This window comes from Planctobacterium marinum (assembly GCF_036322805.1).
GTDB classification, from domain to species: domain Bacteria; phylum Pseudomonadota; class Gammaproteobacteria; order Enterobacterales; family Alteromonadaceae; genus Planctobacterium; species Planctobacterium marinum_A.
Genome location: NZ_AP027272.1, coordinates 112,562 through 137,576, shown reverse-complemented (window position 1 = coordinate 137,576; position 25,015 = coordinate 112,562). Strand labels below are relative to the sequence as shown.

Below are 25,015 nucleotides of genomic sequence, written 5' to 3'. Positions count from 1 at the left end.
AAGGGGGCCCAATGAAAACAAATCCATTGGGCACAAAAAAGCCCGGTGGTTGGTCCGGGCTTGAATAGGCTAGTCCTGGTTTTTGTTATTCTTATCGAGCTAGATCAGGACCAGCATTTTTGATCGCGTCCGATACCTGGTACTTTTCAAAATTCTCCGTAAACTCAGCAATCAGTTTTTCCAGGTACTTCTGATATTCTTCCTGATCTTGCCAGGTTTGCTTGGGATCCAATAATTTACTATCAACCCCGGGCACTGCAACAGGCACACTTAAGCCCAGTTGTGACAGTGTTTGGGTTTCCACTCCTTCCAACTTACCCTCAACAATGGCAGTGATGATGGCTCGTGTGGTTGGGATATCAAAACGCTGACCAACACCGTAAGGACCGCCAGTCCAACCAGTATTGACCAAATACACTTTACTGTTGAATTCGCGAACACGCTTCATCAATAGCTCGGCGTAAACACTTGCCGGACGTGGGAAGAAAGGTGCACCAAAACAAGTTGAGAATGTGGACTCGATGGCTGCTGTGGAGCCAATCTCTGTAGAGCCCACTTTAGCAGTATAACCACTCAAAAAATGGTAAGCCGCAGCTTCCTCAGAAAGGATCGATACAGGTGGTAATACACCACTTACATCACAGGTCAGAAATACCACAGATTTGGGCTCGCCAGCCCGGTTTTCCAATTTGCGTTTTTCAATGTGTTCTAGCGGGTAAGCAGCGCGAGAGTTTTGAGTCAATTCAGTGTTAGTGAAGTCTGGTACGCGATTTTCGTCCAGATGTACGTTTTCCAGAATGGTGCCAAATTTAATGGCATTCCAGATCACCGGTTCTTTTTCTTGTGACAGGTCGATACATTTAGCGTAACAACCGCCCTCAATGTTAAATACGCTGCCTTTCGCCCAGCCGTGCTCATCATCACCAATCAAAAAGCGCTCAGGATCGGCAGAAAGTGTAGTTTTCCCGGTACCTGAAAGACCAAAGAACAGTGTGACACTCTCATCAGTGCCAACATTGGCTGAACAGTGCATAGGAAGAATGTCATGCTCTGGCAGCAAGTAATTCTGCACCGAAAACATGGCTTTTTTCATTTCACCGGTATAACGCATACCTGCCAGTAGCACTTTCTGCTGTTTAAAGTTAATCATGACGGCGCCGTCACTATTTGTACCATCCACGGCAGGGTCACACTTCAAGCCGGGAACATTGATGATTTGCCATGGTGTTTTACCATTGCTATTCCAGCTCTCAGGTACGATGAATAAGTTACGAGCAAACAGTTGTTGCCAGGCGGTTTCTGTTCTTACCACCATGGGTAAACTAAATTGCGGATCAGCGCCTACTTCCAAATGTGAAGCATAGTATTGTTTTTGTTGTAATAAATATTGCTCAGCTTTGTCCCACAAGGCATTGAATACGGTTTCTTCAACGGGCTTGTTTACTTTTCCCCAATCGATATTTTGTTCCGTTGAACTCTCTTTAACCAAAAAGCGATCATTTGGAGAACGGCCTGTGCGTTCACCGGTTTTTACCACAAACGCGCCATTGGCTGCGAATTCCCCTTCACCTGCGCGCAACGCGTGCTCCAGTAATTCTGAGGGAGAGAGATCGATAAGTTGATTTTTGGGGGATGCCGTCATTTTGTTTGCCTCTGAGTAAACTTTCAGGATGAACTACACTTTAAAAACCGGCGCAATTCTACTTAAATAAGGCGCTTAAACAAGTCACCCAGCAATAGAAGTACCACAAAGGTGCGTAAACTTTCATATTTACTGTATTTATATTACGAATAAACTCAGTCAATAGAACTGAACAACGAGCACAAGCCATTGTTTTAATTTAATTTATAAGAAATGAAAGAGACATTGAAAGTTGATCAAATGTATAAGGTTATAGGAAAAATGAATAACTATTTTTTTTGATTTTGGAAGGGTAAGTCGCCCTTCTAAACCAGTTTTGTCAACTTTAAGCTACAAAACTGGTTAGAAGGGACAAAATCAGAGGTTTTTACTGAACTGAAAGACTCTGCTCAAATGTGCCAGCGTGAATGGCCTCAACGTCCAGCGCATCATAAACATATTCCGCATGGCAAAACTGACAGTTCATTTTTATCTGCCCATGTTCTGCCACAATTTCTAATAACTCTTGTTTTTCGATGCTCTTTAATGCTGTTGCACTCTTAACTCGGCTACAACTGCACTTAAAACAAATAGATTGCGGCTCGAATACTCTCACTTGTTCTTCGTGGTACAGGCGATGCAACACTTGCTCAAATGACAGCTCGGTTAGCTCTTTAGTTTGTAGGGTCTCGGCCAACTTAGTGAGGTGTTCAAACTCAGCATTTTCTTTATTAACTGAGCTTTCTGCCGTGTCGGGGACCACTTGCAAGAACAATCCGGCTGCGCGCTTGCTGTTAGTATCTACACGTAATTCAATATGCGTAGGTAGCTGTTCAGATTGACTAAAATAGCCCTCCAGACATTGCGCCAAGGTAGGCTTGTCTATCGCCACAATACCTTGATATCTTTGCCCGGTTTCAGGGGTAATAGTGATGGTGAAAATCCCGCCCTGGAAAATATCTATAAATTCACTTTGCTCAGGAGTCTCATCCCAGCGAGCAATACCGCGCATTTCTTGTTTATGATTGGCAGTGACCAGCGCGTATTTAACAGCGCCATTGCCCTGTACCTGCAAACTGACTTCACCTTCAATTTTTAAAGTTGCCACCAGCATCGAAGTGGCTACCGCCATTTCCCCCAGCACTCGTTCAATATTTTCGGGATAAGCCTGGGCTTGCAACATCTCTTTGTAGCTACTGGATAGTTGCACTATTTCCCCTCTGACATTGGCGTTGTCAAACAGGAAGCGTTGTATTTGATCCATTACTGGCTCCATTAATCGACACAGTCTCGGGTGTATCAACTGTGCTTAAGTTTAATTATCTCACGGCGCTGTTTTTTGTCAGGCCGCTGCTCCGGTCTTGGACTGTGGAAAGCATTGAGCTTTCTGGCAGCGGCATTCTCGGCGCGTTTCTCAGCGCTTAAACGCGTCTCTTCGTAAAGCTGTTGTGCCAAAGGCGCTGATAGCCGCTGTTCAGAGACTCGCAATACCGTAATAATTTTTTCATCATAGCCCTGTGGCACTTTGATCACTGCTCCGGGTTCGACAATTTTACCTGGTTTTGCTTTAGCACCATTATATTGTACTTTGCCCGCGGAAATATTGTCTCTTGCCAGGCTTCGGGTCTTGAAAAAACGCGCAGCCCAGAGCCATTTGTCCAGCCGAACGGCGACAGGCACATCGTTATCGTGCTGAGATTGCTTTTTATTTTTTGCCATAGGCTCCTAATTTAGGGACTTACGAGGCAAATTCAAGCATAGTCGTTACGCTTTGTTCAGGGTGAGTTTAGACTGGTAACCTAAACTACTCGATAAAATGACGATAGATAGTGAGTATCATCAAGAGATTAACCTTGCAACGCGTAATTTTTTTGCAATTAATCGTATTTAGAGTTGTACCGCTTTGAGCGACTGACTATCATGGTCCACCGAAAATAAAGCTCAACTCATAACAAATTTAGAGCGTGTTGAACTTTTCGGTACAGTAAAGGCCAACACAACTCTACTAATAAAGAGCTATTTAATAACGAATTTCACATGACAGCAGCACAATTATCAACAGACCAACTATGGTCAATCTGGCAAAAGCACCAAAAGTTAATCAATCGTTTGGTGGTGCTGTTGCTGGTTGTCTATCTTCTAGCCTATGCAGCAGAAATCGTCTGGCGCCTGATCCCCTCCCCTGATAGCGATAACACACAAAATACGGTGTCTCTTCAAACCAGCAACAGTAATAAAAAACAGCAGTTAGTGGATGTAAATAGTATCAAGCGTTTACACCTGTTTGGCGATCCGGGTGCCGTTAAACAAGAAGTTAAAACCGTGGTGCAAGACGCCCCGGAAACCAACCTTAATTTAACCTTATCAGGCTTGGTGGCCAGTACCGCTGAACAAGAAGGGGCCGCCATCATTGAAAATCGCGGCGAACAAAACACTTACGGCATAGGTGAAAAAATAGATGGCACCCGAGCGGTGGTGAAAGAAGTGTTCCCGGATCGCATTATTATTGATAACAGTGGCCGTATGGAGACCTTAATGTTGGACGGCCACGATTTTACCTCAGTTAAAGCTATCACGCCCGGTGCCAACAACATCATCAAACCCGCTGTGGTAAATGGCCCGCAGGACAGAATGAGAAAGCCGGTTCCGACACTTACCGAAGATACCCGAGCCGCAGCCATGGCGTTGCGTGCCTCTCCTGCCAAGTTTACTGACTTTATCGCCATTCAGCCCCACCGGGAAAATGGTGAAATTGCAGGCTATAAAGTCAACCCTGGTAAGGATCCTACGTTGTTTAAACAAGCAGGTTTGCAAGCAAACGATATACTTACTGAAATTAATGGTCTCGATCTGACCGACATTCAACAGTCGATGGAAGCCATGAAAATGTTGCGCACTGCAGAATACTTAGAAATTACGCTCTCAAGAGACGGTTCACAAACCACCTTGTCGTTGGAACTACCCGACTCTGCCGGAAACTAAAAAAGGAAAGAACTATGAGGAAATTTCGTCCGCTGATAAAAGGCCTGCTGGCCGCCACTATCGCGTCTATGATAGCCCTCAATTCTCCGGCATGGGCCGCAGAATACTCGCCAAACTTCAAAGGCACCGAGATCACTGAATTTATCAATATCGTCGGTAAAAACCTGAAAAAAACCATCATCGTCGATCCCAACGTGCGCGGTAAAATTACCGTACGCAGTTACGATTTACTATCTGAAGATCAGTATTACCAGTTTTTCTTAAACGTCTTGCAGGTTTATGGCTTCGCAGTAGTTGAAATGCCCAGTGGTGTACTCAAGGTGGTACGAGATAAAGACGCTAAGTCATCAAATATTCCAGTGGTAGACGGTCAGCTGTTCGATGGCGATGAAATGATCACTCGTGTGGTACCAGTATACAGCGTACCAGTGAGAGAACTTGCTCCTATCTTAAGACAACTTAACGATCAGGCCGGTGGCGGTAACGTTATCAGTCACGACCCCTCCAACGTCATGATGATTACGGGTCGTGCTGCCGTTGTAAATCGTCTGACAGAAATTATCGAGAGAGTTGATAAAGCCGGTGATCGCGAGGTAGAAATCGTTAAATTGCGCTTTGCTTCTGCTTCCGAAATGGTACGTATCCTGGAGAGTATCAATAACTCTCAGGGCAAAGGTAATACTCCAGATAATCTTGAACCGAAAGTGGTTGCCGACGACAGAACCAATAGCGTTATTGTCAGCGGCGATATCAAGGCTCGTGAGCGAATCATCACCCTTATCAATCGCCTCGACAAAGAACTGGAATCCAATGGTAATACTCGCGTGATTTTCCTTAAATACGCCAAAGCCGAAGATTTAGTCAATGTACTGCAAGGTGTGAGTGCCAGTATTGGTCAGGAAGAACAAACGAATACTAATAATCGAAATCGCCGCAATACTTCCCGAGAAGTTAACATTGACGCTCATATTGATTCGAACTCATTAGTGATCACTGCGGAGCCGGATATGATGTCATCATTGGAAGAAGTGATTCGCCAGCTTGATGTTCGCCGCGCCCAGGTGCAGGTAGAAGCCATTATAGTAGAGGTCTCTGAAGGCGACGGCACTTCACTAGGTATTCAATGGGCTACCGAGGCCGGTGGAGGTCAACAGTTCACTAACGGTGTGGTGCCGATTGGATCATTGGCTGTAGCATATGATCAGGCACAGGATGAAACCACAACTACCACAACAACAAATACTAATTCGAACGATCCGTTAAACCCAACGGTTGTTAACAGCACTAACGTCGAACAAGGTGACCCCTCACTTTTGGCAAATCTGCTGGGAACTGTTAATGGCTTTTTAGTGGGTGCAGTAAAGGACGACTGGGGCGCGGTATTACAAGCGGTCAGCACAGATACTAATTCCAACATCCTGGCAACCCCGCACTTGACCACCATGGATAACGAAGAGGCCTTCTTTATTGTGGGTCAGGAAGTACCAATAATTACCGGATCAACCTCCAGCTCCAACAACTCCAATCCTTTCCAAACAGTGGAGCGTAAGGAAGTGGGTATAAAGCTGAAAGTCACGCCGCAAATCAACGAGGGCAATGCGGTACAGCTGGTTATCGAGCAAGAAGTATCCAGTGTTAGCGGTGCAACATCTGTGGATATCGCTATCAACAAACGTGAAATTAAAACCACGGTAATGGCGGATGATGGCGGCACTATCGTGTTAGGCGGTTTGATTGATGATGACGTACAGGAAAGTGTTTCTAAAATACCTCTACTGGGCGATATTCCCTATCTGGGCAACATATTCAAGTCTACCTCAACGACCAAACGCAAGCGTAATCTGATGGTATTTATTCGCCCCACCATCATTCGCGATGGCATCACTATGAATAAGATCAGCCATCGCAAGTACAATTTTATTCGCGCTGAGCAGTTAAAACGCGAAGAAAGAGGTATTGCGTTAATGCCCTTAACAGATACACCAACCTTGCCTGATTGGAACGATGAACTGGAGCTTCCGCCCTCTTTTGAAGAGTATTTGCAAGAGAAAAATAAGGAAGACTAGGCCATGAGTGAGGACTTAATGGAGCAGGCCGAAGTGGTTGAAAACGAAGTTGTTGAGGCAGAACAGGAAGACGCCAGTTTATTGCCTTCGCAGCTGAGTTTTGGCTTTTCTAAACGTCATCGCGTGTTATTGGATAATATTGCCAGTCCAGCCATCCTGTATCACACAGACGAAACCGAATTGTCGGCATTCCAGGAAGTAAGACGCTTCTTGGGTAAACCTTTCGAGCTAAACGAAGTAGATAATGACCGCTTTGAAAAGCTGTTAACCGATGCCTTCCAGCGAGATACCTCTGCGGCAAAACAGCTAATGGAAGACATTGGCAACGAAAGTGATTTGTTCTCTCTGGCGGAAGAGCTGCCAGAAACAGAAGACTTGTTAGAAAGCGAAGATGATGCCCCTATTATCAAGCTGATTAACGCCATGCTGGGTGAAGCCATCAAAGAAGGCGCTTCGGATATTCACGTCGAAACCTTTGAAACACAACTTACCGTGCGCTTCAGAGTGGATGGCGTTTTAAGAGAGATACTCAAACCCAATCGCAAACTGGCCTCCATGCTGGTATCCCGTATCAAGGTTATGGCGAAATTAGATATCGCAGAAAAGCGCGTCCCCCAGGACGGCCGTATTACCCTGCGCATTGCCGGTCGTGCGGTTGATGTAAGGGTCAGTACCATGCCTACCGGACATGGTGAGCGTGTGGTATTGCGTTTGTTAGATAAAAACAACGCCAGACTCAATCTTCAAGATTTGGGCATGACCCAGGCCAACCGTGATAAGTTTTCCGATCTTATCCGCAAACCCCACGGCATTATTCTAGTGACCGGCCCTACGGGTTCTGGTAAAAGTACCACCTTGTACGCGGGTTTAAGCGAAATCAACTCTAAAGATCGCAATATCTTAACGGTGGAAGACCCCATTGAATTTGATTTGCCCGGTATCGGACAAACCCAGGTTAACAGCAAAGTAGACATGACCTTTGCCCGTGGCTTGAGAGCCATCTTACGTCAGGATCCTGACGTGGTGATGGTGGGTGAGATCCGCGACCTGGAAACGGCACAAATTGGTGTTCAGGCCAGTTTAACCGGTCACCTGGTTTTATCTACTCTGCACACCAATACAGCTGCCGGTGCCATTACGCGCTTAGAAGACATGGGCATCGAACCCTTCTTATTATCTTCCAGTTTATTGGCGGTATTATCACAACGTCTTGTAAGAACGCTATGTGACGATTGTCGTGTGCCTCACCAGCCCACCAGCCAGGAATTGAATATCCTGGGTATCTCAGAAGCGCAGATTTCCGACAATAGTATTTTTGCTGCCGGTGGCTGTGTCGCCTGTAATCACACGGGATACAGAGGAAGAACAGGCATTCATGAATTGTTATTAGTGGATGAAAATATTCGGGAGCTGGTACACAACGGCCACGGCGAGCAAGCAATTGAAAAATACATTCGCCAATCCACACCAAGCATTCGTGAAGACGGTTGCCGCAAAGTATTAGCGGGCGTTACAACACTGGAAGAAGTGTTACGCGTAACAAGGGAAGAATAAAATGGCGGCCTTTTCCTATAAAGCCCTGGATGCAAAGGGCCGCAATAAGAGTGGTATTTTAGAAGGCGATAATGCCCGGCAAATACGTTCCCAATTACGTGAAAAAGGCCTGATCCCACTAGAGGTAGAGCCTGCCACAGAAAAAGAACAAAAAATCTCAAAAGGGCTACAGCTATTCCAGCCCAAGATTTCGGCCAGCGACCTGGCACTGTTAACCCGACAACTGGCCACCTTAGTTGAATCCGCTTTACCACTGGAAGAAGCCTTATTGGCGGTGGCAGAACAATGTGAAAAACCCCGTCAGAAAAATATGATGATGGCAGTGCGCAGTAAAGTGGTTGAAGGACACTCTCTCGCGGATGCCATGGCGGAATTCCCCTACGTTTTCGACCAATTGTTCCGCGCTATGGTGGCGGCGGGCGAAAAATCCGGTCACCTGGATACGGTGCTCAATCGCCTCGCGGATTACACCGAAAAGAAACAGCACACCCGCAGTATTATTGTTCAGGCCATGGTCTACCCTACCATAATGGTGGTGGTGGCGCTGGTAATAGTAACGATGCTGCTGACCTATGTAGTGCCCAAGATTGTCGGTCAGTTCGACACCATGGGCCAGGATTTACCTGGCGTTACGCAGTTTCTCATCAACCTCAGTGAATGGGTAAAAGCCTACATATTCCACACTTTGGCAGCCATCATCATCGCCATCGTGCTGTTTAAGCGCATGATGCTCAACGAGGGTTTTCGTTTACAGGTGCATCGCCGTTTATTGTCCCTACCCGTGATGGGCAAAGTGATTAAAGGGTTGAACACCAGCCGCTTTGCCAGCACCTTGAGTATTTTGACCGCCAGTGCCGTACCGATTCTGGAAGGCATGCGTATTTCCGGTCAGGTACTGCTTAATGACTATATTAAAAAGTTGATTCTGGAATCGGCGGAAATGGTTCAGGAAGGTTCAAGTCTTAAGGTGGCTCTGGGTAAAACCAAAGTATTTCCACCCATGATGATGCACATGATCGCCTCAGGTGAGAAAAGCGGTGAGTTACAACAGATGTTGGGCCGGGCAGCCAACAACCAGGATCGAGAGTTTGAAATGCAGGTCAGCGTGGCGCTGAGTATTTTAAGTCCGATGCTGATACTGGTAATGGCCGGAATTGTATTTTTTATCGTAATTGCAATTTTGCTACCGATAGTGTCGCTCAATTCAATTGTGTAACAGGAGTAAAGCAGTGAAAAACAAAGGTTTCAGTTTAATCGAAGTAATGGTGGTGATCCTCATCATCGGTATCATGACCGCCATTATCGCCCCCAATATTTTAGGTAATACTGAAGAAGCCAAGCTAAAGAAGGCAGCTATCGACATCCAGCAACTGGAAAGTGCACTGGAAATGTACAAGTTGCGCAACAACGTATTCCCCTCTACTGAGCAGGGCCTGGAAGCGTTAGTTACAGCGTCCAATATCGAACCAGTGCCGCGCAACTTCCCTCAGGACGGCTTTATCAAGCGCCTGCCACAGGATCCTTGGGGTAACGATTATCAATTACTTAATCCGGGTGAAATGGGCACCATTGATGTTTTCAGTAACGGTCCTGATGGCCAGCCGGGCAGTGACGACGACATTGGTAACTGGAACATCAACGACTTCCTGAACTAAGCCCTACAAATTTATGCAGCACCGCCTCGACAAAGCCCTATCCCATAAAGGTTTCACCCTGATCGAGATCATGGTGGTGCTGTTTATGATTGGCCTTGCAGTGGCGGTTGTCATGCTCAACTATTCCGGCACTGATTACGACAAGCTATTACGCAAACAGGCACAGCGTTTTCAAGTGGTGTTTGATATGGCATCGGATTATGCGGTGCTCAATCAAATGCAATTGGGTTTGCGTTTGGAGCCAGAAAAGAGTCAGTACTATTTCATGTACCTCAACGACCAGGATAAATGGCGCCCCATCGACAATGATAAGCTGTTTTCTGAACACCAATTGCAAGAAGACTTTTACCTGGAGCTGGAACTGGATGATCTGCCTTGGCTCGCTGAAGACAGCTTGTTTGATTCCGGCATTTTTGATGAAGAATTATCAGTCTCAAATGAAAGCACCAGTATTGGCGAAGAGGAAGAAGAAGAGCCGGAGCCGCCTCAGATCTTTATTTTTTCCAGTGGTGAATTCACCCCTTTTAGCGTCACCTTTAAATTCGAGCCGCAATTTGGTGATGCAGATCCTGTTTATTTTCGGGTTAACGGCCACGAATATACGCCGCTGGAATTAGAAGGTCCGTTGGAGTTTTTATGAACGAAAAAGGACTAACACTACTAGAAGTCATGGTGGCGCTGTTTATTTTTGCCTTAACCGCTACCTCTATCATGAAAGCCACCGGTGAGCACATTCGCGGTATCAGCACCCTGGAAGAGATGACCATGGCCACCTGGGTCGCCAACAACGAGCTGAATAACTTGCTTACCGAACGTCAATGGCCACCAGAAAATAACCTCAAAGGTTCGGTTGAATTGGGTGGGCGCACCTGGCACTACCAACACCTGGTAACGGAAACTCAAGACAAGGAGTTTCGCCAGGTGGAAGTGATTGTGGCACAGGATGACAAAATGGAATCCGTGGTTACTTCGGTGAAAACCTATTTGTCTAACCCCAATCCTGCACCAGTGGCGCTATAACCATGACGACTCATAAAGGTTTTACACTACTGGAAATACTGGTGGCCCTGGCGGTATTTACCTTGATTGGCCTGGCTTCCCATAGTGTGCTTAATACCGTGTTGGACACTGATGAAGTTTCCACTGAACGCTTTAGCAAACTGCAGGATTTGCAGCGGGCGATGTCGATTATTGAGCGGGACCTGCAACAAGCAGTGGAACGGGCAGCTCGAGTGCAACAAGGTCAATCTAACAACGTCGTAATAAGTGGCGGATTAAATGCCTTTGAAAGCGATGCCGATGGCCTGGCATTTGTACGTGCCGGTTGGGCCAATCCACAGCTGATATTACCTCGCAGTACACTGCAAGGTGTCGGCTATCGCTTGCAATCCGGTGAATTGCAACGTCTGTATGGTAATTATGTTGATAACGTCATTGGCACCGAACCGAAAATCCGGGTGTTATTAACTGACATAGAAGATTTGCAATTTCAGTTTCGCGTCTCTCGTAACAAATCAAACTCCAATGACGATAATATCTGGCAGGATACCTACACAGGTAATCAACTGCCCTTTGCCATCGCCATTGAGATTGCCAGCACGGAATTTGGCCTAATTCGTCGGGAGTTCGCCCTGGCCACCACGCAAGGGACCTGATTGATGCAAAAGCAAAGAGGTGTCGCACTTATTGTGGTATTACTGGTGGTAGCTTTAGTATCTATCAGCGCCACCGACATGGGCTCTCGCCTGCAACTGCAAGTGAAGCGCTCTATGAGTCTAAAAGACAATAATCAGGCTTATTGGCTTGCCATAGGTGCCGAACAGTTTGCCCAAAAAACCATTGCGCAACTGATCAAACAGAACAATAGCACAATCGACATCACGCAGCCTTGGGCCCAGGAAAATATCCAGTTCCCTGTAGAAGGCGGATTTATTGAAGCCACCTTGGAAGATATGCAGTCCTGTTTTAACCTTAACACCCTAAAAAGTGGCGGCTCTGCTGCCGGCAGTACAGCCTCGGCAACCGGAAGTGGCAGCAGTAATGCCAACCAAGAACATTTAGAAGAATCTTTCAAGCGCTTATTGATGACTGACGGATTAGATATCCCAACATTCAACCGAGACACCCTAAAAGATGCCTTAATTGACTGGCTGGACGAAGACAGTATGCTCAACGGCAATTACGGTGCTGAAGATGCCGACTACGAATCCCTGGAGCACCCCTACCTGGCGGCGAATACAAAAATGGCCTCTAAGTCGGAACTGCGCCTGGTAAAAGGAGTAGAATTAAGCTGGTTAAGCAAGCTCATGCCACTGGTTTGCGCGATTCCGGACAAACAAGACTTTGAGCTGAATGTGAATACTCTTACGCCGGAAAAAGCCCCGGTACTGGCGGCGTTACTCGGGGTTAGCAAGAGTAATGCAGAGAGCATCATCGGCGGTATTCCTTTTGACACACCGCAACAATTCTTTAGCGAACCAAATGTTTCTGCAGTCAACTTAAATACAGACCTGCAAAACATGTTCGTTGTCAAAACCCGGTATTTTATTTTGCATGTGAAAACCACGTATAATAGCGCCACGTTCAAGATGTCATCCGTCTTTAAAGTGGCATCAGATGATACAGTTCATGTGATCAGACGTGAATTTGGAGGAAAGCTCTAATGGAAAAACTCGTTATCCGCCTGGGAAGCCAGCCCGACAGTCAGATAAACTGGCTGGTTTGGTCTGCTCAGGAACAGGAGATCATTGCCTCTGGCGTATTGGAATCAACAGAGCAGCTTTCCACACTCAAGCAGCGCACCGGCAAAGATGAGGTAGTGCTGATTGTTCCCGGCAGCGAAGTATTGTTAAAAACCGTTACCTTACCGGGGAAAGCCAATCGCAAGTTACTCAGCGCAGTGCCTTATATGCTGGAAGATGAACTGTCTCAAGATGTAGACCATTTGTTTTTCGCCTGGCACAAGCAAGTAGATAAAGAACAGCAGGTTGCCATCGTCAGCAAAGCCAAAATGCAATACTGGTTAGACTGTTTGCAGGATGCCGATTTATTTTGCAGCAAAATTTTGCCTGACACACTCTGTATACCTTGTGAAGAGTCAAGTTGGCAAGCACTCACTCTGGACAACGACCTGATAATCAGGCAAAGCCACTGGCAAGGTTTATCCGGGGAAATCCAATGGCTGGCACCGGCTGTAGAGCTTTATGCTAAAAAACAAGAGCAGAAGCTGCAACTACAGCTAAGCACTGAACCGCAAATTCACAATCTGGCCAATGTTGAAATTGACTATCAGCCAGGTCCTATGGCCATGCAAACCCTGGCACAACAAGCAGTAGCGGCGGAATTCAATCTGCTGCAGGAACAGTATAAGGTTAAAAAACGCGGTAAAAGTGGGGCTAATCAGTGGCGTTTAGCAGCGATTCTGGCAGGAGTAGCGCTCCTAACTACCTTTGTGGACAAAGGCATTCAGGCCTCGCAACTGAGCAGTCAAAGCGATGCGATTAAACAACAAATCGAAGCTGAGTTTAAGCGGGCCTTTCCGGAAACCCGTCGCATTGTGAATGTCAAAAGTCAGATGCGTCAGAAAATGGAAGCACTGGACCAAACCAGTGGCGGCGTTTCCATGTTAGCCATGATGTCGGTACTTGATGGCGCATTTGCTCAAAGCCAGATAAAACCGCAGACCTTGCGCTTTGATCGCGCCCGCTCCGAAATTCGCATGCAGGCGGTGGCCACAGGCTATGAAGCCCTGGAAACCTTTAAACGCCTGGCGGAACAGCAAGGCTTCACCGTAGAACAAGGCGCCATAAACAACCGTGACGATCAGGTTATCGGTTCATTGGCCATCAGAAGTGAGTGAGGGAGAGTACGTTATGAAACAGATTGAAGAGTTAAAACAACGTTTCGCTCAGCTTACCGATAGAGAGCAAAAGCTGGTATTGTTAAGTTCCGTGGTAATTGTCATTGGCGCCATCTACTTTTTGATTTATGCGCCAATGCAGGCCAGTATCGAACGCAACCGTGCATCCTTGAATAGCCAAAAAGAGCTTTTAACTTGGGTGACTCAAAATGCCAACCGCGCAGTACAACTAAAACAATCCGGTGGCCAGGGTGATCAATTTAGCGGCTCTTTGCCACAAGCGGTAAACCAAACGGCCAATAGCAGCGACATCACAATTTCCCGTATGCAGCCCCAAGGTGATGATATCCAGATCTGGGTAGATAATGCCCGCTTTGACAATGTACTTAACTGGCTGCAGTCCCTGGAAAAGATGGGAGTACAGATCATTGAAGCGGATATCGCTGAAGGCGACAGCCCCGGCATCGTCAAAATTCGCCGTCTCAGACTCAGCAAATTGTAAACAGCAGGACTATGAAACAACAATTGACTCTCACTGCAGGTGCAGTAATTCTCTTTTTGGTATTTTTATTGGTTAAGCTACCTGCCAGTCAACTGATACCGCGCTTACCCTTACCTGCCGACATTTCCCTTAAAGGTATATCAGGCACTGTTTGGGATGGCCATGCTGATCAGGTAGTGGTTAAAGGTCTCGGCATCAACAACGTCGACTGGCAGCTGAGCTTTTTACCATTGCTGATAGGCAAAGCGGCACTGGAATTAGACGCCGGTAGCGCCCGAGATAGCGAACAGATCTCCATCAAAGGCGATGTTAAACTCAGTGTGTCGGGCATTAGCGCTCAAAATCTGACTTTATTTGCCCCAACACCACTGCTAATGGCGCAAGTTGAATTGCCAATTCCGGTAGATGCCTCTGGCAGAGCCCGAATCAATATTGAGAATTTCGATTATCACAAAACCGATGGCTGTAGCACTTTAACCGGAACGGGTAGCTGGTTGAATGCTGGCGTAGCAGGCTTTAATGGCCAGGTGCAATTGGGTAACTTTGAGGCCAGTTTACATTGCGACAATGGTCCAATAGAAATCACGACAGCTGCAGATAACTCACTTAACTTAAGTGCCAAAGCCGTGGTGCAGCACAACGGGAAATTCAGCGTCAATGGGCAATTTAAAGTGTCCGATAACCTGCCTAAAGAAGTGCATGACGCCGCCAAGTTCTTCGGTCGCACCGATGCCCAAGGGTTCTATCAGATAAAGCTATAAAGACAGCCAGTGCGGCTGTCTTAGGTGACTGTCTAAGTTAGCAATGAGCTGGTGAAAATGTCTGGCGTAATGTCTCGATAATCGCGCACCGAAGGAAACTGGCTAATATTGCGAACCGGTTTTTGACTATCCGGATTCTCCACTGCTAATAAGTGTTTAATACCAAATTCCTGTGCCGCCTCTAATATGGTCAGGCTGTCATCGACAAACAGCGTCTTAGCATTGTTGAAACCGATCTCCTGTTGCAGTTTTTGCCATAACAGTTGCGATTCCTTAGTCACACCAAACTGATGAGTGGAGTACAGTACGTTAATATGCTGATCCAGTTGCGTTTTCTCAATTTTAAGCGACAGAGAGTCTGGATGGGCATTCGTCACCAGATAGACTTCTCTACCCGTGTCCCGCAAGGCATCAAGAAAAGGAATGGTATCTGGACGCATAGAGATTAGATGATCAATTTCACGCTTAGCTTCCACTATGTCCATTTCCAGCTTTTCTGCCCATTTGTCGAGACAGTACCAATCCAATGTGCCCATCACTCGCTGATATTCTTCGGTTAAATACAGCTGCGCTTCTTTAAAGCTAACGCCGCGTTTTTCTGCCAGGCGTTTTGGCAAATGGTGCATCCAGAATTGGTTATCGTAGTGCAAATCCAATAATGTTCCATCCATATCTAACAGGACGGTTTCTATTTCCTTCCAATGTAACGTAGGCATTTGAATTCATAAGCGTTATAGTATGAGTTAAACAATTGTAACGCGGCACCAGAGTGAGTAAAACAGATTCCGAAAAACAATTACCCATAATTCACGAGCGAGAAGTCGTGGCCCGGAGTCGTTTGTTTAAATTGGAACAGGTTCACCTGGAGTTCTCAAATGGCGAAAAGCGCGTATTTGAGCGTATGGCAGGCTCCGGTCGTGGAGCAGTGATGATAGTACCAATGGTAGATAACAATCGCTTTCTGCTGGTGCGCGAATACGCCGCAGGATTACACGAATATCAATTGGGTTTCCCCAAAGGTCTGATAGACCCCGGTGAATCCCCCGAACAAGCGGCAAATCGCGAACTAAAAGAAGAAGTGGGCTTCGGCGCTAAACAACTCGAAGCGCTCTCCACTGTCACCATGGCACCCACCTTTTTCAGCGCCCACATGCACATACTCTTAGCTCACGATCTTTATCCGGAAAAGCTACCCGGCGATGAGCCTGAACCTCTTGAAGTGGTAGAGTGGTCTTTCGATAACATGGACGCATTACTCAATCGCACAGATTTTACCGAAGCGCGCTGTATCGCAGCGTTAATGTTGGCACACAAGAGGCTCAACAGTTGACCATGAACCCCTATCAGGAATTACTACAAATCGCCAAAAGCGCCGCGCTCAATGCGGGTTCGAGTATCATGGATATATACGACTCGGGGGATTTTGACAGTTTTAGCAAAGCCGATGACTCGCCAGTTACCACGGCAGATTACAAAGCCAATGAGATTATTACTGAACATTTGAAACTGCACTCGCCAGACATCCCAATTATGTCGGAAGAGAGCAAACACGAGTCATTGGAAATCCGCAAAAATTGGTCCCGTTATTGGTTAATCGATCCCATCGACGGTACGCAGGAGTTTATAGCCCGCAGTGGCGATTTTGCTATCAATATTGCCCTGATTGAAAACAACGAGCCCGCCATAGGCGTGATCTATTGGCCCGTTGGCGAAACCTTGTATTTTGCCAGCAAAGGTCATGGTGCTTTCAAGGAAAGTCCAAAAGAAGACAAGCAAATATTCGTCAGACAGCTGGCGGATCCGGAAAGTGGTGAGGTACTGGTGGCCATTAGCCGCCGACAACCTAAAGACCGGGTCATGTCCCGTATGACCAAAGAGCGCATCTACAGTACGATCCCATTGGGCAGTTGTTCGTTAAAGTCTTGTTTTATCGCCGAAGGCAAAGCTGATGTATTCTTGCGCATTGGCATTACAGGTGAGTGGGATACGGGTGCGCCACAGTGCATCGTTTCCGAGGCGGGCGGTAAGATTTTATCTGCTGAATTTGAACCGCTTACTTACAATCGCCGTAAGAGTTTGCTCAATCCAGACTTTGTGGTACTCGGTGATCAGCGGGTGGATTGGGAACAAATAGTCTTGTATAACCTGGTAAGTAAAGATGAATAAACTTTTAATATTATTGGCTTTTTTCTCCACAGCCTGTTTTTCTCAATGGCAGTTAGACGCTGAGAAATCAGAAGTCTCTTTTGTCTCCACTAAAAATCTCCACTTCCGTGAAGTGCACCGGATACAGCAAATCTCAGCCACCATTGCGCAGCAGAGCAAAGTGACAATTGAACTGGATCTCAGTTCTATTGAGTCTGGAATTCCTATTCGCAATGAGCGCATGAAGACCATGCTATTTGACGTTGCCAACACCAAAACGGCAACACTGAGCTTCACGCTTCCTGTCGCTTTGGATTCCCTTGAAAAAGTCGCCCGTTACCCCCTTACTGCACTGTTATCTTTGCACGGTAAAAGCCAGGAAGTCACTCTGGACATGCTGCTGACGCCCGCAGCGGACAGTATTACCGGCACCTTAGCCACGCCAGTTATCATCAATGCAGCTGATTTTGGCTTAGTTGCCGGAATAGACGCATTACAGAAGGTAGCAGGGTTGAGCTCTATTGGTCATTCCGTTCCGGTATCAGCCACTCTGGTGCTAACCAAGTCATAGCAAAGGGTAATCCTCATGGACCTGAATCAGGTAACCTTGCCCGTTTCAGATATGCAGGAAGCCGTGAGCTTTTATCTTACTCTCGGCTTCACTCTAATCGTTGATACCCCGCATTACGCGCGCTTTTCATGCCCACAAGGCAATTCAACCTTTTCACTTTCACTGGAAGACAAGGCACTAACCCAAGCAGCGGTGATTTATTTTGAGACTGAAAAGCTAGATGAGCGCTATCAGGAGCTTGTCGCAAAAGGCATTCAGTTTGAGCAACCTCCCACGGAGCAGCGTTATTTGTGGAAAGAAGCAATCCTGCACGATCCATCGGGAAATAAGCTAAAACTGTACTATGCAGGTGAGAACCGGCTCAATCCGCCCTGGCGAGTTGAATCATCAACACAAAAGGAATGATGAAAGAGGCTGTTCGAGAACCGGCATTACTCCTGATAGTCATTGCTCATCATCGTCTGTAAGTCTGCTTTACTGACAATATCAAAACTTTCCTCTAATTCAGAGAACACTATCTGCGCGTCTCCCCTTTTGATGACGGCAAGAACCTGCTGAATCTTGGTTTCTAGTGCCACTTCGTGCTCACCGTAATCGGTGCCTTCTCGCAGTACAAATGCGGTGATCAGATTCTTCAAACTGTCTTCTGGAATTTCTTCAACAGGTACAATAACAGACATAACTTACTCTTTATAAATTGAAATAATTAGGTATGCGAGTACTTACACATTAATTTCGTTAAGTGCTCTTTTAATGCGCTCATTGACCCAGAACACCGGGTTAAGCAACGAGCCCTGCAGGAAGCCCACATGCCCTCCTCGCTCACTTAATTCGATACGTACCGACGGGGAGATTCGTTTGCCGTGCGGTACGATATCCGGGGTCATAAAAGGATCGTCTTTAGCATGCAGTACCAAAGTCGGGGTTTTTATACTTTGCATAAACTGGTTGGCACTGCAGCGCTGATAATAATCAAGTGCATTCTTAAACCCGTGTAAAGGCCCGGTGATCTTGTCATCAAATTGATAAAAGCTTTTAAAATTATTGAGCTCAGCCAAATTCAGGCCCAGTAACGTGCGATAGTCAAAGCGATGAAACTTTTCACTAAACTTGCGGCGCATACTTTTTAACAGGTGATATTGGTAAACCCGGGAAAATCCCTGCGCTATCGCTTCTGAGCAGCGCGCCAAATCGAAAGGTGGCGATACCGCAACCGCTTGTTGCAACCAGCTTTGTTCGGGTTCTTCCCCCAGCAACTTCAACAACATGTTGCCCCCCAGGGAATAACCGATCCCGACAAAAGGCATGTCTGGGTAGCGCCTGCGCAATTCTTCAAGCACCCGCTTATTGTCTTGCGTTTCGCCTGAATGATAAGAGCGCGCGGTTTGATTTCCCAATGGTCCACAACCGCGAAAGTGTACCAAAACACCGCGCCAACCTTGTGTACTTAACATGGCCATCAGATGGGCTGCATAATGAGAATCGACAGAGCCTTCAAGACCGTGAAATATCACCACCAAGCCTTTCTGAGAAGGTTCATTCTTGGTCCAGGCCAATTCGATAAAGTCATCATCCGGTGTAGCCAACTTCTCCCAATGCAGATCCAGCTTGGGTTTGCGCACCAAAAAGCGTGGCCAAATGGTTTGTAGATGACGATTGCGTGCCCAAAAAGGCGCTTTGAATTCGGAAGTAACGATCATACCGCGCTTTGCTCCAGCACCTGTTTAAGTTTCTCAGCTTCGAGAATAAGTGAAGGGTCGCGGGATTGAATATAGCTGTACAAACAATGCTCTGATGCGTTTACCCGAGTAGCTTTGGCGAGTGTTTTAATAAGAGTCTGTTGTTGTTTCATTTCCCAATCTAATTCATTTTGCAATGCTGTTTTGTATTCAGTACTAGCTTTGATGAGGCTGTTGCGCTTTTGTCTGAGGCTTAACAGCGTGTTTTCAGATTCTGCTATTGCTTCCTGCAAGCGAATAAATCCCTCAACCGAGATACTTTTACCATGGTGAGTCAACCATTGACAAAGAAGTAAGATATTAACGTTGAGACATAATCTGTTTTGCGCATCCAGACACAGCTCTTTTACGCCCGGCAGGGCGTAAAGTTCACATGAAAATTGCCAGAAGGCCTCAGGATTCAATAGATTGTCTGAATTCATTTTCGGCACTCTCCAACGCTTCCTGTGCTTCAAACCAGATTTCCTCGGCTTCCTGCAATTCACTGGTAAGCTGAGTTTGCTTAGCAAGCAAGTCTTTCAACCTGGACTTGTTTTGCTCTTCATATAAAGACGTATCCGCCAGAGAAACCTGTAATTCATCCAGCTGCTGTTGACATTGCTCCATTTGTTTTTCGCCTTTGTTAAGGCGCTTTTTAATGGGCTGTATCTCTTGTCGGAATTGAGCTTCCAGGCGTTTGATATCTTTGCGCGATTTACCAGACGATGACTCTTGTTGCTTGTCAGATGTAGCAACCGGTTTAGTTAGAACCCATTTTTCGTAGTCGTGAATATCGCCATCAAAACGCCCTACCTGAGCATTGTCTACCAGATAATATTCGTCAGACACCGCTGAAATTAAAAAGCGATCGTGAGATACGATAACCATCGCCCCCTCAAAGGACTGCAGTGCTAACGTCAGACCCAAACGCGTTTGCATATCCAGGTGGTTAGTGGGCTCATCCAGTAATAGTAAGTTTGGCTTTTCATATACAATCAACGCCAGAGATAAGCGCGCTTTTTCACCTCCCGACATTGGGGCTACCGGGCTCAAAGCGTCGTCACCATGAAAACCAAAGCTGCCAATGAAATTGCGCAAGCTCTGCTCTGTGGCTTTTGGATCCAACACCTGAAAGTGTTGTAATGCCGACATATCGGGATGCAGCTTATCCATCTGATGCTGAGAGAAGTAACCCACCTTCAACCCTGCACTCCTGGCATACTCGCCACTCAGCGGGGCAAGATCCCCAGCCAACATCTTAATTAATGTCGACTTGCCAGCGCCATTGCGCCCCAACAAGCCAATGCGACTCCCCGGCACCAGGTTTAACTGGATATTTCTGAGGATACTCACATCGCCGTAGCCTGCTTCCGTTTTTTCCATTAAAACCAATGGATTAGGTAATTTTTCGGGAGTAAAAAAAGAAAAAGAGAATGAAGAGTCTTGCGTTTCAGGAATGATTTGAACCAGTTTATCCAGTTGCTTTTTGCGACTTTGTGCTTGTTTAGCTTTGGATGCTTTGGCTCCAAAACGGTCGATAAACTTTTGCAGATGTGCGGCTTTTTCCTGCTGTTTGCGGGCTGTAGCTTCCTGCAGTCGCAAACGTTCCGCCCGTTGTTTTTCGAAGCTACTGTAGTTGCCGGTGTAGGCTCTTAGATTCGTTTGCTCAAAGCTGACAATGTGATTTACCACCGCATCCAGAAAATCTCTATCGTGAGAAATAAGCATCAGGCAGCCTTCATACCCTCTTAGCCAAGACTCCAACCAGATGACGGCATCCAGGTCTAAGTGGTTAGTGGGTTCATCGAGCAACAGGAGGTCAGAACGCTTCAACAGTGCCTGCGCAAGGTTTAAGCGCATTCTCCAACCACCAGAGAAACTGCTTACCGGCAAATGATGCTGGTTTTGCTCAAACCCCAAACCGCTCAAGATAATGCCAGCTCTGGCTTCAATGGTGTCGGCACCAATATCCTGTAATTTGCCGTGTAATTCGGCAATGAGAATACCATCGTTAGCTTCATTCGCGGTTTCCAATTGCGCCTGAAGATGACGCAATTGTTTTTCCCCATCCAGTACGTATTGCAACGCGGGCTTTTCAACCGCCGGAGTTTCCTGGGCTACATGGGCAACTTGCCATTCGGGTGGCACGCTCAACTCCCCTTCTTCAATGGGAAATTGCTGTAACACCGCTTTAAAGAAGGTGGACTTGCCACAACCATTGCGGCCAATGATGCCAATTCGTTGCCCGCTATTGAATTGCAGGCTGGCATCCTTGATAAGATATTCTCCACCCTGCATCAGAGCGAACTGTTTTAATAAAATCATACTTTTTATTTTAGTTTGGATAAAATAGTGATGTTGTCATCACCACAGAATTAGCAAATGAGTACCAGAATTAAAAAACGTTTTATTGCAGGTGCAATATGCCCACATTGTAAAGCCAGTGACAGCTTGATGCTATACATGGAAAATAATGTCGAGAAAGTCGAATGCGTGCACTGCGGTTATCACAAATCACAAACCGATGCGGAAACTGAAAAACAAACCCGCACCAATGAAAACGTGATCGGGATTTTTAAACCTCAACAATAACAGCCGCGACAGCCCTATCTGTTAATAGTGTGGTGGTGGCGTTTCATCTTCCAAAGAGGCGATATTGCTGGAAGACATTTCTTTCAGCTTACTGCTGACATGCTGCATCTTAAATTGCAACTCTGCAATTTGCTGCTGCTGCTTGATAAGTGCCTGATTCAGAGCCTCAATGGTGTCTTCCTGATACGACACTTTGATCTGTAACTGTTCTATCTCGTTCAATTCAATTGCCTTGCAAAATAGTTAGGGGCGCTATTGTATGTCCCAAATCTCAGCCCAACCACTACTACTTTCGGAAATCACCTGATTATCACCGTAAAAACCGACGCCATACACAATGGCGCTATTACCCATGGCCTTATCATTGGGTTTTACCCGCCAGCCATTGAGCTTCTTCCCGGTTTTAACATCCCACAGGGCCAACAAGCGATTCGGCGAGCCGGTTAATAGTCGAGTGCCATCTTCTGAAAACTGTACCGCAGAGAAGATAATCTGCCTTTGAATAAACTGTAAGGTAGACACTTCCTCGCCAGTTTGCACATCCCAAATACGCGCGGTTTTTTGGCTGTCTGCAGTAAACAGATAGCGGCCTTTGGGATCCAAAGCGACTTTAGTTACTCTACTGGGGTGATCAAACCGATACACTACCTGACCGGTACGGGTATCCCAAAGGTAAGCCACATAGTCGTTTCCGCCGGTTAGTGCGTAATAGCCATTGGGGGAAATATCGACACTGTTAATGCGCTCAGTGTGCCCCAAAAACTCTAATCGTCTTCCCGTAAAAGGCTCAAGCATCAGTACCTTGCCATTGCTTCTGCCAACAAGAACTGTTGTTCCTTTATCGGCAATAGCCACATCTCGTATGGTTGATTCGTCAATGCGCCAGAAGCCATCGGGCTCTCCATTTTCCAGATTCCAGATAGCGAAAGATTCCCGGTCGGCACTCACCACATAGGAGGTATCACTGGCGATCTTAACCGTGGACACCAGATTAATGGTTTCACCGTCGCCTTTGTAACCCCATTGATAAACCTTTTGATTGAATTCCAGATCCCATACCAATAATCCCAAATCAATACTGGATACCACACTAATTTTGGCATCAGCTGAAATATCAGCCGCCATACTGCCATCTTCAGCATGTTGAAACTCAAGCGCGGATTCTTTTCTGTAGGTGCCACACGCAATCAAACTGGTCATCAGGCAGATGAGCAGCAAAAACTTCAGGATTCGGTTACTTTTCGCACTAAACACGGTTTTATTTTGGTCTTGAGGTTTCGAAATGGAAAAACTGTGTTTAGTATATGCGCTTTGCGTGGAAACTGCCCGCCACAATTTCTGGCTTTTTTCAAACAAATCACAAACTAAAATAATTCGGAGCACGTCATGAGAAATAAAACGCTTTGGTTAGCAATGGCTAGCGTGATTGGGTTGAGCGCATGTCAACAAGAACAATCTTCAAATACCGCCAATACAGAAAAGGCAGCAGCAATGACAATGACTATTGAACAAGTAAATCAATTACCTGAAGCTGAAAAACAAGCTTACGCTTTGGGTGAGAACATGGGTAAATATGTAGAAAATCAAGTGCAGCAATATGCTCAACTTGGCCTGTCTTTCAGTGCCGAGCAAGTGAAGCGCGGCTTCCTTGCTGCGATTGAGGGCAACGCACTGTTAACTGACGAAGAAGCCACTCAATTGCTGCAAGCCCTGCAAGCCAGCGCGCAGCAAGCGCAAACTGAAATGGCGGCAGCTGAAGGCCAGAAAAACCTTGAAGCGGGTCTAGCCTACCTGGAAGAAAACAAAAAGCGTGAAGGTGTGATGGTGACTGAATCTGGTATTCAGTACGAAGTGCTAACTGAAGGTGAAGGTGAGAAACCTGCCGCGGAAGACACAGTTAAAGTTCACTACCACGGTACCCTGATTGACGGCACAGTATTTGATTCTTCATACGATCGTGGCGAGCCAGCAACTTTCCCTCTTAATCGTGTAATCAAAGGCTGGACTGAGGGCGTTCAATTAATGAATGTCGGCTCTAAGTATCGTTTCCATATCCCAAGTGAACTGGCTTATGGCTCAAGAGCAACAGGCAAAATCACGCCAAATTCAACGCTTGTATTTGACGTAGAATTATTGTCTATCGAGTCTAAGTAATATTTAAATACGATTTATCCAGACAGAACAAAGCCGGGTAATTAGCCCGGCTTTTTTTGTAGTTTCTGTTCGACCATTTCCTTGCCGACCCTGGTCCTCATCGGATATTTCGAATGGTATTGCGCCTGGCAATATTTACAAAACCGCTTTAGCGGCATCAAAAGGTTACAAACGTTGCAAAACCCAGTTTTTTATTGGGTTTTGTTAAGAGATAAGAAATTTTATACCTCCATTCTCAGCGCTTTTGTTACTATTAACTCTAGTCCAAAACAGGGATTTTTCCTGTTGTGATTGGCGTTTTTTAACACAAATATGACAACCTATTGAATCGGAAAAGAATTTAGTTTTTTAAATATGCGAACTCCCCTCATCACTCGTCCCGGCTACCTGAAACTGAAAGCCGAACTAGATTATTTATGGCGCACGGAACGTCCGGAAATTACCGCCAAAGTTACCTGGGCAGCCAGTTTGGGTGACCGTAGCGAAAACGCCGATTACAAAGAAAATAAGCGCAAGCTCAGAGAAATTGACCGCAGGGTACGTTATCTGACAAAACGCCTGGAAGCCCTTAAAGTCGTGGATTATTCGCCACAACAAGACGGGAAAGTATTTTTTGGTGCTCGCGTATGTATTGAAAACGAGCAAGGCGAAGAAAGACAGTTTCAAATTGTAGGCTACGACGAAATATTTGATCGCAAAGACGTCATTTCCATTGACAGTCCCATGGCCAGGGCATTGCTCAAACACCAGGTAGATGATGAGGTCGTTGTGTCGACACCAGAAGGTAAAAAACGCTGGTTTATTGTAGAAATCGACTATCCGGATGCCCACTAAC

At 46.3% G+C, this 25,015-nt stretch carries 29 protein-coding genes; 19 read left to right on the top strand and 10 right to left on the bottom strand.

The window, feature by feature from the left end:
* Positions 1 to 91: 91 nt before the first annotated feature.
* The 3 genes from AABA75_RS00645 to hslR form a co-directional block, all read right to left on the bottom strand.
* The gene (locus tag AABA75_RS00645; RefSeq protein WP_338290391.1) at positions 92 to 1,642 is read right to left on the bottom strand and encodes a phosphoenolpyruvate carboxykinase; all 1,551 of its coding nucleotides are present in this window, start codon (positions 1,640 to 1,642) and stop codon (positions 92 to 94) included.
* 367 nt (positions 1,643 to 2,009) lie between these two features.
* Complete coding sequence (hslO, locus tag AABA75_RS00640; protein ID WP_338290390.1) at positions 2,010 to 2,885, bottom strand: Hsp33 family molecular chaperone HslO; 876 nt, start codon at positions 2,883 to 2,885, stop codon at positions 2,010 to 2,012.
* A gap of 35 nt (positions 2,886 to 2,920) precedes the next feature.
* A complete protein-coding gene (gene hslR / locus AABA75_RS00635; RefSeq protein ID WP_338290389.1) occupies positions 2,921 to 3,340 on the bottom strand; it encodes a ribosome-associated heat shock protein Hsp15 in 420 nt (139 codons plus the stop codon).
* Positions 3,341 to 3,658: 318 nt separating this feature from the next.
* Here hslR and gspC point away from each other — a divergent pair, with 318 nt between their 5' ends.
* The 12 genes from gspC to AABA75_RS00575 are packed head-to-tail and all read left to right on the top strand — an operon-like array spanning position 3,659 to position 15,000.
* Positions 3,659 to 4,603, top strand: a complete 945-nt coding sequence (gspC, locus tag AABA75_RS00630; protein ID WP_338290388.1) for a type II secretion system protein GspC — start codon at positions 3,659 to 3,661, stop codon at positions 4,601 to 4,603.
* Positions 4,604 to 4,617: 14 nt separating this feature from the next.
* Positions 4,618 to 6,669: a type II secretion system secretin GspD gene (gene gspD / locus AABA75_RS00625; RefSeq protein WP_425325555.1), complete on the top strand. Its 2,052-nt coding sequence runs from the start codon at positions 4,618 to 4,620 to the stop codon at positions 6,667 to 6,669.
* Between the two features lie 3 nt (positions 6,670 to 6,672).
* Complete coding sequence (gspE, locus tag AABA75_RS00620; protein WP_338290386.1) at positions 6,673 to 8,223, top strand: type II secretion system ATPase GspE; 1,551 nt, start codon at positions 6,673 to 6,675, stop codon at positions 8,221 to 8,223.
* Between the two features lies 1 nt (position 8,224).
* Positions 8,225 to 9,439, top strand: coding sequence for a type II secretion system inner membrane protein GspF (gspF, locus tag AABA75_RS00615; protein ID WP_338290385.1), 1,215 nt, complete (start codon positions 8,225 to 8,227; stop codon positions 9,437 to 9,439).
* Between the two features lie 13 nt (positions 9,440 to 9,452).
* Positions 9,453 to 9,878 carry a type II secretion system major pseudopilin GspG gene (gene gspG, locus AABA75_RS00610; protein ID WP_338290384.1) on the top strand — a complete coding sequence of 142 codons (426 nt, stop codon included), beginning with the start codon at positions 9,453 to 9,455 and terminating at the stop codon, positions 9,876 to 9,878.
* Positions 9,879 to 9,891: 13 nt separating this feature from the next.
* Positions 9,892 to 10,518, top strand: a complete 627-nt coding sequence (gspH, locus tag AABA75_RS00605) for a type II secretion system minor pseudopilin GspH (RefSeq protein ID WP_338290383.1) — start codon at positions 9,892 to 9,894, stop codon at positions 10,516 to 10,518.
* On the top strand, positions 10,515 to 10,898 hold the full coding sequence (gspI, locus tag AABA75_RS00600; protein WP_338290382.1) for a type II secretion system minor pseudopilin GspI: 384 nt from the start codon (positions 10,515 to 10,517) through the stop codon (positions 10,896 to 10,898). The genes gspH and gspI overlap by 4 nt, the downstream gene beginning before the upstream one ends.
* 2 nt (positions 10,899 to 10,900) lie before the next feature.
* Complete coding sequence (gspJ, locus tag AABA75_RS00595) at positions 10,901 to 11,533, top strand: type II secretion system minor pseudopilin GspJ (protein ID WP_338290381.1); 633 nt, start codon at positions 10,901 to 10,903, stop codon at positions 11,531 to 11,533.
* Positions 11,534 to 11,536: 3 nt separating this feature from the next.
* The gene (gspK, locus tag AABA75_RS00590) at positions 11,537 to 12,541 is read left to right on the top strand and encodes a type II secretion system minor pseudopilin GspK (RefSeq protein ID WP_338290379.1); all 1,005 of its coding nucleotides are present in this window, start codon (positions 11,537 to 11,539) and stop codon (positions 12,539 to 12,541) included.
* A complete protein-coding gene (gene gspL / locus AABA75_RS00585; protein ID WP_338290377.1) occupies positions 12,541 to 13,737 on the top strand; it encodes a type II secretion system protein GspL in 1,197 nt (398 codons plus the stop codon). The genes gspK and gspL overlap by 1 nt, the downstream gene beginning before the upstream one ends.
* A 13-nt stretch (positions 13,738 to 13,750) precedes the next feature.
* Complete coding sequence (gene gspM, locus AABA75_RS00580) at positions 13,751 to 14,239, top strand: type II secretion system protein GspM (protein WP_425325554.1); 489 nt, start codon at positions 13,751 to 13,753, stop codon at positions 14,237 to 14,239.
* 11 nt (positions 14,240 to 14,250) lie between these two features.
* Positions 14,251 to 15,000: a type II secretion system protein N gene (locus AABA75_RS00575; RefSeq protein WP_338290376.1), complete on the top strand. Its 750-nt coding sequence runs from the start codon at positions 14,251 to 14,253 to the stop codon at positions 14,998 to 15,000.
* 32 nt (positions 15,001 to 15,032) lie between these two features.
* Here the strand turns inward: AABA75_RS00575 and yrfG are convergent, their stop codons facing one another.
* Positions 15,033 to 15,716: a GMP/IMP nucleotidase gene (gene yrfG / locus AABA75_RS00570; RefSeq protein WP_338290374.1), complete on the bottom strand. Its 684-nt coding sequence runs from the start codon at positions 15,714 to 15,716 to the stop codon at positions 15,033 to 15,035.
* A 53-nt stretch (positions 15,717 to 15,769) separates the two neighbouring features.
* Here yrfG and nudE point away from each other — a divergent pair, with 53 nt between their 5' ends.
* Genes nudE through AABA75_RS00550 form a run of 4 tightly spaced genes read left to right on the top strand, consistent with a single transcriptional unit; the run spans position 15,770 to position 18,121 of the window.
* Positions 15,770 to 16,330 carry an ADP compounds hydrolase NudE gene (gene nudE, locus AABA75_RS00565; RefSeq protein WP_338290373.1) on the top strand — a complete coding sequence of 187 codons (561 nt, stop codon included), beginning with the start codon at positions 15,770 to 15,772 and terminating at the stop codon, positions 16,328 to 16,330.
* Between the two features lie 2 nt (positions 16,331 to 16,332).
* Entirely contained in the window at positions 16,333 to 17,166 is an 834-nt protein-coding gene (gene cysQ, locus AABA75_RS00560; protein ID WP_338290372.1) for a 3'(2'),5'-bisphosphate nucleotidase CysQ, read from the top strand.
* Positions 17,159 to 17,716: a YceI family protein gene (locus AABA75_RS00555; RefSeq protein ID WP_338290371.1), complete on the top strand. Its 558-nt coding sequence runs from the start codon at positions 17,159 to 17,161 to the stop codon at positions 17,714 to 17,716. Before cysQ ends, AABA75_RS00555 begins: the two co-directional genes overlap by 8 nt.
* Before the next feature lie 15 nt (positions 17,717 to 17,731).
* The gene (locus tag AABA75_RS00550) at positions 17,732 to 18,121 is read left to right on the top strand and encodes a VOC family protein (RefSeq protein WP_338290370.1); all 390 of its coding nucleotides are present in this window, start codon (positions 17,732 to 17,734) and stop codon (positions 18,119 to 18,121) included.
* 26 nt (positions 18,122 to 18,147) lie between these two features.
* Here AABA75_RS00550 and AABA75_RS00545 read toward each other — a convergent pair whose 3' ends face one another.
* The 4 genes from AABA75_RS00545 to AABA75_RS00530 are packed head-to-tail and all read right to left on the bottom strand — an operon-like array spanning position 18,148 to position 21,759.
* A complete protein-coding gene (locus AABA75_RS00545) occupies positions 18,148 to 18,396 on the bottom strand; it encodes a YheU family protein (protein ID WP_338290369.1) in 249 nt (82 codons plus the stop codon).
* Positions 18,397 to 18,438: 42 nt separating this feature from the next.
* Complete coding sequence (locus tag AABA75_RS00540; RefSeq protein WP_338290368.1) at positions 18,439 to 19,416, bottom strand: hydrolase; 978 nt, start codon at positions 19,414 to 19,416, stop codon at positions 18,439 to 18,441.
* Entirely contained in the window at positions 19,413 to 19,877 is a 465-nt protein-coding gene (locus AABA75_RS00535) for a TIGR02444 family protein (RefSeq protein WP_338290366.1), read from the bottom strand. Before AABA75_RS00535 ends, AABA75_RS00540 begins: the two co-directional genes overlap by 4 nt.
* Entirely contained in the window at positions 19,849 to 21,759 is a 1,911-nt protein-coding gene (locus tag AABA75_RS00530; protein WP_338290364.1) for an ATP-binding cassette domain-containing protein, read from the bottom strand. The genes AABA75_RS00535 and AABA75_RS00530 overlap by 29 nt, the downstream gene beginning before the upstream one ends.
* Before the next feature lie 57 nt (positions 21,760 to 21,816).
* Between AABA75_RS00530 and AABA75_RS00525 the strand changes: the two genes are divergently transcribed.
* The gene (locus AABA75_RS00525; protein ID WP_338290363.1) at positions 21,817 to 22,026 is read left to right on the top strand and encodes a YheV family putative zinc ribbon protein; all 210 of its coding nucleotides are present in this window, start codon (positions 21,817 to 21,819) and stop codon (positions 22,024 to 22,026) included.
* Positions 22,027 to 22,047: 21 nt separating this feature from the next.
* Here the strand turns inward: AABA75_RS00525 and AABA75_RS00520 are convergent, their stop codons facing one another.
* Together AABA75_RS00520 and AABA75_RS00515 are read right to left on the bottom strand one after the other, a co-directional pair.
* Positions 22,048 to 22,248, bottom strand: a complete 201-nt coding sequence (locus AABA75_RS00520; protein ID WP_338290361.1) for a SlyX family protein — start codon at positions 22,246 to 22,248, stop codon at positions 22,048 to 22,050.
* A gap of 30 nt (positions 22,249 to 22,278) precedes the next feature.
* Positions 22,279 to 23,226 (bottom strand): WD40 repeat domain-containing protein, encoded by a 948-nt coding sequence (locus tag AABA75_RS00515; protein WP_338294777.1) that lies wholly within the window; start codon positions 23,224 to 23,226, stop codon positions 22,279 to 22,281.
* Between the two features lie 186 nt (positions 23,227 to 23,412).
* On the opposite strand from AABA75_RS00515, the gene AABA75_RS00510 reads away from it, so the two are divergent.
* Both AABA75_RS00510 and greB read left to right on the top strand, forming a co-directional pair.
* Positions 23,413 to 24,180: an FKBP-type peptidyl-prolyl cis-trans isomerase gene (locus AABA75_RS00510; protein WP_338290359.1), complete on the top strand. Its 768-nt coding sequence runs from the start codon at positions 23,413 to 23,415 to the stop codon at positions 24,178 to 24,180.
* A gap of 354 nt (positions 24,181 to 24,534) precedes the next feature.
* The gene (greB, locus tag AABA75_RS00505) at positions 24,535 to 25,014 is read left to right on the top strand and encodes a transcription elongation factor GreB (protein ID WP_338290358.1); all 480 of its coding nucleotides are present in this window, start codon (positions 24,535 to 24,537) and stop codon (positions 25,012 to 25,014) included.
* Position 25,015: the final 1 nt, after the last annotated feature.

Bases quoted from the DNA above. Each gene is read 5' to 3' on its own strand.
- gspK (WP_338290379.1), top strand. From the start codon at position 11,537: ATGCAAAAGCAAAGAGGTGTCGCACTTATTGTGGTATTACTGGTGGTA.
- AABA75_RS00530 (WP_338290364.1), bottom strand. From the start codon at position 21,759: ATGATTTTATTAAAACAGTTCGCTCTGATGCAGGGTGGAGAATATCTT.
- gspL (WP_338290377.1), top strand. From the start codon at position 12,541: ATGGAAAAACTCGTTATCCGCCTGGGAAGCCAGCCCGACAGTCAGATA.
- AABA75_RS00545 (WP_338290369.1), bottom strand. From the start codon at position 18,396: ATGTCTGTTATTGTACCTGTTGAAGAAATTCCAGAAGACAGTTTGAAG.
- gspM (WP_425325554.1), top strand. From the start codon at position 13,751: ATGAAACAGATTGAAGAGTTAAAACAACGTTTCGCTCAGCTTACCGAT.
- greB (WP_338290358.1), top strand. From the start codon at position 24,535: ATGCGAACTCCCCTCATCACTCGTCCCGGCTACCTGAAACTGAAAGCC.
- hslR (WP_338290389.1), bottom strand. From the start codon at position 3,340: ATGGCAAAAAATAAAAAGCAATCTCAGCACGATAACGATGTGCCTGTC.
- AABA75_RS00535 (WP_338290366.1), bottom strand. From the start codon at position 19,877: ATGAATTCAGACAATCTATTGAATCCTGAGGCCTTCTGGCAATTTTCA.
- yrfG (WP_338290374.1), bottom strand. From the start codon at position 15,716: ATGCCTACGTTACATTGGAAGGAAATAGAAACCGTCCTGTTAGATATG.
- cysQ (WP_338290372.1), top strand. From the start codon at position 16,333: ATGAACCCCTATCAGGAATTACTACAAATCGCCAAAAGCGCCGCGCTC.
- gspD (WP_425325555.1), top strand. From the start codon at position 4,618: ATGAGGAAATTTCGTCCGCTGATAAAAGGCCTGCTGGCCGCCACTATC.
- AABA75_RS00645 (WP_338290391.1), bottom strand. From the start codon at position 1,642: ATGACGGCATCCCCCAAAAATCAACTTATCGATCTCTCTCCCTCAGAA.
- AABA75_RS00555 (WP_338290371.1), top strand. From the start codon at position 17,159: ATGAATAAACTTTTAATATTATTGGCTTTTTTCTCCACAGCCTGTTTT.
- AABA75_RS00540 (WP_338290368.1), bottom strand. From the start codon at position 19,416: ATGATCGTTACTTCCGAATTCAAAGCGCCTTTTTGGGCACGCAATCGT.
- gspC (WP_338290388.1), top strand. From the start codon at position 3,659: ATGACAGCAGCACAATTATCAACAGACCAACTATGGTCAATCTGGCAA.
- hslO (WP_338290390.1), bottom strand. From the start codon at position 2,885: ATGGATCAAATACAACGCTTCCTGTTTGACAACGCCAATGTCAGAGGG.
- AABA75_RS00575 (WP_338290376.1), top strand. From the start codon at position 14,251: ATGAAACAACAATTGACTCTCACTGCAGGTGCAGTAATTCTCTTTTTG.
- gspI (WP_338290382.1), top strand. From the start codon at position 10,515: ATGAACGAAAAAGGACTAACACTACTAGAAGTCATGGTGGCGCTGTTT.
- AABA75_RS00510 (WP_338290359.1), top strand. From the start codon at position 23,413: ATGAGAAATAAAACGCTTTGGTTAGCAATGGCTAGCGTGATTGGGTTG.
- AABA75_RS00525 (WP_338290363.1), top strand. From the start codon at position 21,817: ATGAGTACCAGAATTAAAAAACGTTTTATTGCAGGTGCAATATGCCCA.
- gspH (WP_338290383.1), top strand. From the start codon at position 9,892: ATGCAGCACCGCCTCGACAAAGCCCTATCCCATAAAGGTTTCACCCTG.
- gspJ (WP_338290381.1), top strand. From the start codon at position 10,901: ATGACGACTCATAAAGGTTTTACACTACTGGAAATACTGGTGGCCCTG.
- AABA75_RS00515 (WP_338294777.1), bottom strand. From the start codon at position 23,226: ATGACCAGTTTGATTGCGTGTGGCACCTACAGAAAAGAATCCGCGCTT.
- gspE (WP_338290386.1), top strand. From the start codon at position 6,673: ATGAGTGAGGACTTAATGGAGCAGGCCGAAGTGGTTGAAAACGAAGTT.
- gspF (WP_338290385.1), top strand. From the start codon at position 8,225: ATGGCGGCCTTTTCCTATAAAGCCCTGGATGCAAAGGGCCGCAATAAG.
- AABA75_RS00550 (WP_338290370.1), top strand. From the start codon at position 17,732: ATGGACCTGAATCAGGTAACCTTGCCCGTTTCAGATATGCAGGAAGCC.